Annotated in this window: 3 protein-coding genes; all 3 read left to right on the plus strand. The window is 60.3% G+C overall.

Annotated elements, in window-relative coordinates:
* Positions 1-59: 59 nt before the first annotated feature.
* Positions 60-2,834, plus strand: coding sequence for an aconitate hydratase AcnA (acnA, locus tag B4F27_RS14785; RefSeq protein WP_037944577.1), 2,775 nt, complete (start codon positions 60-62; stop codon positions 2,832-2,834).
* Positions 2,835-3,131: 297 nt separating this feature from the next.
* Positions 3,132-4,955, plus strand: a complete 1,824-nt coding sequence (locus B4F27_RS14790; protein ID WP_064215629.1) for an autotransporter assembly complex protein TamA — start codon at positions 3,132-3,134, stop codon at positions 4,953-4,955.
* The coding region (locus B4F27_RS14795) for a translocation/assembly module TamB (protein WP_286760001.1) at positions 4,952-7,525 on the plus strand (2,574 nt) is incomplete at its 3' end. The genes B4F27_RS14790 and B4F27_RS14795, both read left to right, overlap by 4 nt.

Consider the following 7,525-nt stretch of genomic DNA (forward strand, 5'->3'; position numbering starts at 1 on the left):
CAATAAGGCATTTAGGCCCCAAGTCACCGACCTTTTTTAACCCATAAAGGGAGCCATCCATGACCATCTTCGTTGGCCAGGACACCGCCAAAACCCGCAAAACTCTATCTTCGGGCAGCCAATCCATCGCTTATTATTCGATTCCTGCAGCGCAGGAAGCCGGTCTGGGTGATTTCTCTAACTTGCCAGCCGCGCTTAAGGTGGTGCTTGAGAACATGCTGCGTTTCGAAGATGGCAAAACTGTCACCGTCGATGACATCAAGGCCTTCGCCGAATGGGGTGCCAAGGGCGGCCAGAACCCGCGCGAGATCGCTTACCGTCCCGCACGCGTGTTGATGCAGGATTTCACCGGCGTTCCCGCAGTTGTCGACCTTGCGGCGATGCGCGACGGGCTGGTTGCCTTGGGTGGCGATGCCGACAAGATTAACCCGCTGAACCCTGTTGATCTTGTCATCGACCACTCGGTCATGATCGACGAGTTCGGCAATCCGCGCGCGTTCCAGATGAACGTTGACCGCGAATACGAGCGCAACATCGAACGCTATACCTTCCTGAAATGGGGTCAGAAGGCGTTTAACAACTTCCGCGTTGTACCCCCCGGCACCGGCATCTGCCACCAGGTGAACCTTGAATATCTGGCGCAGACCGTCTGGACCGACAAGGATCAGGACGGCGTCGAAGTCGCATATCCTGACACGCTCGTCGGGACCGACAGCCACACCACAATGGTAAACGGCATGGCCGTTCTGGGCTGGGGCGTTGGCGGGATCGAGGCCGAAGCCGCGATGCTGGGTCAGCCGATTTCGATGTTGATCCCCGAGGTGATCGGCTTTGAACTGACCGGCGCCATGATGGAAGGCACCACCGGGACCGATCTGGTACTGAAAGTGGTCGAAATGCTGCGCGAAAAGGGCGTGGTTGGCAAATTCGTCGAATTCTACGGTGCCGGCCTTGATAGCCTGCCTCTGGCGGACCGCGCGACAATTGCCAACATGGCCCCCGAATACGGTGCGACCTGTGGTTTCTTCCCGATCGATGCCGAAACCCTGCGTTACATGCGCACCACCGGCCGTGATGAAGACCGCATCGCGCTGGTCGAAGCCTATGCCAAGGAAAACGGCATGTGGCGCGGCGATGATTATGCGCCGGTTTACACCGACACACTGTCGCTCGACATGGGCACCATCGTGCCAGCGATCTCGGGTCCGAAGCGTCCGCAAGACTACATCGCTCTGACCTCGGCACATACTGCATTTGCAGAATACGTGAAGGGCGTGCGCGAAGGTAAAGACACCACAGCCAACGCCGAAGTCCGCTGGGAAGGTGAGGGCGGCCAGCCCGAGCCTCAAGACATCCCCGGTGACGAGGGCAACCACAAGCGTGGCTACGTCCAGACCGAAGATGGCAACTACCAGCTGCATGACGGGTCCATCGTGATTGCGTCGATCACATCGTGCACCAACACGTCCAACCCCTATGTGATGATCGGTGCGGGTCTGGTTGCACGCAAGGCACGCGCCTTGGGCCTGACCCGCAAGCCTTGGGTCAAGACATCGCTCGCGCCCGGTAGCCAGGTTGTGTCCGCCTATCTTGAGGCCGCAAACCTGCAAGAGGATCTGGACGCCATCGGCTTCAACCTCGTCGGGTATGGCTGCACCACCTGTATCGGTAACTCCGGCCCGCTCGAAGCACCGATCAGCAAGGCGATCAACGACTACGACCTGATCGGGACATCCATCCTCTCGGGTAACCGGAACTTTGAAGGGCGGATTTCGCCTGACGTGCGCGCCAACTATCTGGCGTCGCCTCCCCTGGTCGTGGCATACGCGCTGGTCGGTGACATGAACGTCGATCTGGCCAACAGCCCGCTGGGTCAGGACAAGGACGGCAACGACGTCTATCTGAAAGACATCTGGCCAACATCCAAGGAAGTCGCTGATCTGGTCGAGCAGACCGTGACCCGCGAAGCCTTCCAGGAAAAATATGCCGACGTCTTCAAGGGCGACGAAAAGTGGCAGTCCGTCGAAACCACCGACGCCAAGACTTATGACTGGCCACCAACCTCGACCTATGTGCAGAACCCGCCCTACTTCCAAGGCATGTCGCCAGAGCCGGGTGTGATCACCAACATCGAGAACGCCAAAGTGCTTGCCGTTCTGGGTGACATGATCACGACCGACCACATCTCGCCTGCCGGTTCCTTCAAGGAAACCACGCCAGCGGGTCAGTATCTGGTGGAACGTCAGGTGCCTGTGCGTGAATTCAACTCGTACGGTAGCCGTCGTGGTAACCACGAGGTCATGATGCGCGGCACATTCGCCAACATCCGTATCAAGAACGAAATGCTGGACGGTGTTGAGGGCGGCTATACCAAAGGCCCCGATGGCGAACAGACCTCGATCTTTGACGCGGCTATGGCGCATCAGGAAAACGGCACCCCGCTGGTCATCTTCGGTGGTGAACAATACGGCGCGGGGTCATCCCGTGACTGGGCGGCCAAGGGCACAGCTTTGCTGGGCGTCAAGGCGGTCATCGCCGAGAACTTTGAACGTATCCACCGGTCTAACCTGGTTGGCATGGGGGTTATCCCGTTCGAATTCACCAATGGCGACACCCGCAAGAGCCTGGGTCTGACGGGTGAGGAAACCGTTTCGATCAGCGGTCTGGATACCATCAAGCCGCTGCAAGAAGTGCCGTGCACAATCACCATGGCGGACGGTTCGGTCAAAGAGATCATGATCAAGTGCCGTATCGATACCGCGATCGAGATTGAATACATCGAACACGGTGGCGTTCTGCACTACGTGCTGCGCAACCTCGCGAAATCGGCCTGATCCTTGGCCTAGGGCTACGGCCTGAACGCTCTGATGAAACGCCCGCCAAGGAACCCTTGGCGGGCGTTTTGCATCTATGCCCGCCAGATCACGGCAAACTTTCGCTGGCGTGCATGAAAAGACGTAAAGTTCGTCGTTTTGCGGTTCACAATCGCGCTTTTGGCCAACAGACTGTTTGCCGATGGCAGGCGGTTTCCGTTATGCACAAATAATAACAAACAAGTTTGCTGACGTTGCGGTCGCGCGCTCTATGTCTCACCCAACGGCACGTCGTTCTATGAGTACAGGGAGCACCGCATGGGGCATTTTCAATCAGACAGTTTTGCAAAGTTCCTGCGGGCGTCTACGGCCGCGGCAGCTTTGGTCTGGGGAGGATGCACGGCGGGTCTTGCGGCGACGCTCGACATCACCGGCATCGATAAGGACTCTGATCTATACGAGACGGTGCTCGGCGGATCGCTTCTGCGCGAGCAAACGGACGAAGATGCAGACCCCACCACGCAAGAGCTTTTGGCCGCCGCGCAGGCCGATTATGCCCGCCTTCTGGCCGTGCTCTATGACGAAGGGTATTTTGCTGCCGTCATCAAGATTACCATCGACGGTGTAGACGCCTCTGCCATCGCGCCGGTCGCCCCGCCGCGCCAGATCAACCGCGCTGTGATCAACATCGAAACCGGTCGCAAGTTCAGCTTTTCCAAAGCCGAAATCGCCCCAGTCGCCCCCGAAACCGAGCTGCCCGATGAATTCGCCGCAGGTGAAACCGCAAGTCTCGGCGTCATGAAAGAGGCCGTCGCCGCCGGTATCGAAGGCTGGCGCGATCAGGGCCACGCCAAAGCCGAACTGGCCGACCAGCAGCTGACCGCCCGCGTGCCCGATGCCACGCTGGCGGCAACCCTGCGTCTGCGTCCGGGACCGCGCCTGCGTTTCGGAGAGTTGACGGTAAAGGGAAAAAGCGATGTGCGCCTGCGCCGGATCGTCAAAATCGCCGGCCTGCCCACCGGAGAGGTCTATTCACAAGAGCAACTTGATCTGGCCGCCACACGGCTGCGGCGCACGGGCGCTTTCAGTTCTGTCGCGATGATCGAGGCCGAGCAAATCACCGCGCCCGATGTTCTGCCGATTACAGCGCAGATCACTGACGCGCCCAAGCGACGCTTTGGTTTCGGCGGGGAACTGTCGTCGCTTGAAGGGCTCAGCGTCAGCACCTACTGGCTGCACCGTAACCTGCTGGGCGGGGCCGAAAGCCTACGTGTCGAAGGCGAGGTGTCGGGGATCGGCGGCGATTCCGGCGGCACGGATTATCGTCTTGGCACACGTTTTGAACGCCCTGCGACCTTTAACGCCGACACGAATTTCTACGCGCTGGCCGAGATCGAACAGCTTGACGAGGTGAACTATTTCTCGCGTCAGCTCGACCTTGAGGCCGGGATCGAACGCATCGCCAGCGAGGAACGGACCTATACGCTTGGCGTCGGTTTGCGGACGGCTGAAACCCGCGACGCTTTTGGCGAGAACAAATATACGTTACTGACGCTGCCCCTAAGCGCGGAACATGATTACCGCGACAATCGGCTTGATGCGAAAGATGGCTACTACGCCAAGGCCAGCGTGACCCCTTTTGTGGCGCTGTCGGGGTCGGATAACGGCGTGCGCACCTACATCGACGTGCGCGGCTATAAAACCTTTGGCACCACGCGTCCCGTCACCTTTGCCCTGCGGGGGCAGCTCGGGTCGGTTTATGGCCCGACGCTGGCTGAATCGCCCGCGGACTATCTGTTCTATTCCGGCGGCGGCGGCACCGTGCGCGGGCAACCCTACCAATCGCTTGGCGTTGATCTGGCCAGTGGCGATACGGTGGGCGGTCGCAGCTTTGCGGGCCTATCCGCAGAGGCGCGTTGGCAGGTACGCGACAAGATCGGCGTCGTTGCCTTTGCCGACGCGGGCTACATCGGTGCCGAGGAATTCTACGACGGGTCAGGCACTTGGCAGTCAGGCGCGGGGCTTGGTCTGCGCTATGCCACGGGCATCGGCCCCATCCGCGTAGACCTCGCGGTGCCTGTGTCGGGCCCCGAAACAGATGAGAATTTTCAAGTTTATATCGGTATTGGACAATCGTTTTGATCCACTTCATGCGCAGCTTTCTGGTTTTCGCCCTGATCTTTGTCGGCTCCGTCGCTTCGGCCCAAGAGGATGACAAAGGCTTCCTGACCCGCACAATCCAAGACGCCCTCAGCGGCGCGGGCCGCACGGTCAGTATTGACGGTTTCGCGGGTGCGCTCAGCTCGCGCGCGCGGTTCGACCGGATGACCATCGCTGACGACCAAGGGGTCTGGCTGACGCTGGAAGAGGTGGAGTTGGACTGGAACCGATCTGCACTGTTGCGCGGCCGGCTGGAGGTGCAGGCCCTGACCGCAAAACGCCTGAGCGTGCCGCGATTGCCCGTGGCGCAGCAAGAAACGCTCCCCGATCCCGAGGCGAAACCCTTTACCTTTCCGGCGATCCCCGATCTGCCCGTCGCCATCGATGTGGCTGACTTTTCGGTCGACGAGATCAATCTGGGCGCGCCAATTCTGGGCGAAGCGGCCACACTGACCGTTCATGCCACCGCGCTGTTGAACGACGATACGGCGACGGTCGATATTCTGGCCGCGCGCACCGATGGCAAGAAGGGCGAGTTCAAAATTACCGCTGATCTGGATCGCAATGACAGCCTGCTGGACATGGCCGTGACCCTTTCCGAGGAAGCCAAGGGCATCATCTCGCGCACGCTGAAACTGCCTGATGAGCCCTCTGTCGATCTGGTGATTGCGGGGCAGGGGCCGCTTTCGGATTTCGCAACGGATATCAACCTGTCGACCGACGGCGAACAACGGCTTGCCGGTCAGGTTATCGTTGCCGCCCAAGGCGATAGCGCCGCACCCGACCGCCGTATTCAGGCTGATCTGAACGGCGACGTGACCGCGCTGATCCTGTCGCAATACCGCGAATTTTTTGGCCCCGATGTCGCGCTGACCGTGGATGCTTTGGTGCAGGCCGAAGGCGGTGTCGAGGTCAGCGATTTTGCCCTCAAGGCGCAATCCGCCGAATTGCAGGGCAAGGTCACGCTGAACAGCGACAACTGGCCCAGCCTGATCGACATCACGGGCACTGTCGCCAGCGCCGATGGCAGCCGCGTTTTGCTGCCAGTGGCCGGAGGCGATACTTACGTGCGGCGCGTCGGGCTTGATGTGAACTATAACGCGCAAGATGGCGACGCGATTGACGCCACCTTCGACGTGACCGAACTGGCCACAGACGCGCTGGCGATTGACGCGACGCAACTGACGCTGAACGGGACGTTGCAAGGTGCGGCAGGGACCGTCGGCGAATTCATGGGCGATCTGGCATTTTCGGCTGACGGGCTGACGCTGACCAACGCCGCGGTTTCCGAAGCGGTCGGCCAGTCCATCACGGGGCGTACAACCATCGCCTATACCGAAGGCACACCGGTTCAGATCACGGGGCTTGATCTTTCTGGCGCGGATTATGGTCTGACCGGCGATGTCACGATTAGCGGGCCAGCCGATAGCTTTCTTACCCAGTTGAAAGCCCGCCTTGAAGCCACTGACATCAGCCGCTTTTCCGCTCTTGCCGGACGCGAGATGGACGGGGCCGCGAATGTAGAGATCGTGGGTCAGATCACGCCACTGGACGGGACATTCGACCTGAATATTTCTGGCCTGACGCAGGATTTGAAAGTGGGGATCGAACAGGCGGACGCATTGCTGGCTGGCGACACGACGCTAAGCCTTGGCGCATCGCGTGACGAGACGGGCACCTTCGTGCGTGACCTGCTTTTGGAAAATGACGCATTGACCGCCAGCGGTGGCGTCGAGCTGCGTAGCAATAATTCGCAAGCGCGGTTTGATGCAAAACTGAACGATATCGAGACTGTGCTGCCGCAATATTCCGGTCCCATCACGATCAAGGCCGAGGCCGAGCAGGACACCCGTGGCTGGACTGTTGATGCCGTGACGGACGGCCCCTACGGTGCCGCGCTCACCGCCAAAGGGCTGGCAACGGGCGAGAATGCGGTGCTCAACTTCACCGCCGATGTGCCCGAACTGCGTGACTTTGTGCCCGACGCGCCGGTCGAGGGCCCTATCGCATTGGATGGTGTGCTCCGCCAGACGCCGGACGGGTGGCAGGTCGACACCAAAGCGTCCGCCCCCGAAGATGTGACCGCCTCGGTCCAGGGGCTGCTGACGCCGCTGGATCTGGACTTTAGCGCCTCGATCCCGCGGGTAGAGGCTTTTGCACCTCAGGTGACCGGCGCGGTAGAGGCGTCGGGCAACCTCAAGCAGTTGGAAGAAGGGTTCCAGATCGACGCGAAAGCCAGTGGCCCCTACGCCGCGCAGGTTGCCGTTCAGGGGATGTTAACACCTATGGTCGATATCTCTTTTGACGCATCGGTCCCGAATCTTCAGGCGGTGGTGCCACAGGTGAACGGGCCACTTGCGGCGACAGGGACCGTGCGTCAGACGGAAAAGGGGTTCTTTGTCGATACCAACGCGACAGGCCCATATGGCGCGCGCGCGATGGTGGAAGGCTTGGCCACAGGCCCCGATATGTCGCTGACGTTTGACGTGTCGGTGCCAAATGTGCAGCCGCTGGTGCCGGGCGTGTCCGGCCCGCTGGCGGCAAAAGGATCG

The organism is Sulfitobacter sp. UBA1132, assembly GCF_002311545.1.
GTDB classification, from domain to species: Bacteria; Pseudomonadota; Alphaproteobacteria; order Rhodobacterales; family Rhodobacteraceae; genus Sulfitobacter; species Sulfitobacter pontiacus.

What these genes read in the sequence shown, in the direction of transcription:
- acnA (WP_037944577.1), top strand. Translation starts at nt 60, where the DNA reads ATGACCATCTTCGTTGGCCAGGACACCGCCAAAACCCGCAAAACTCTA.
- B4F27_RS14790 (WP_064215629.1), top strand. Translation starts at nt 3,132, where the DNA reads ATGGGGCATTTTCAATCAGACAGTTTTGCAAAGTTCCTGCGGGCGTCT.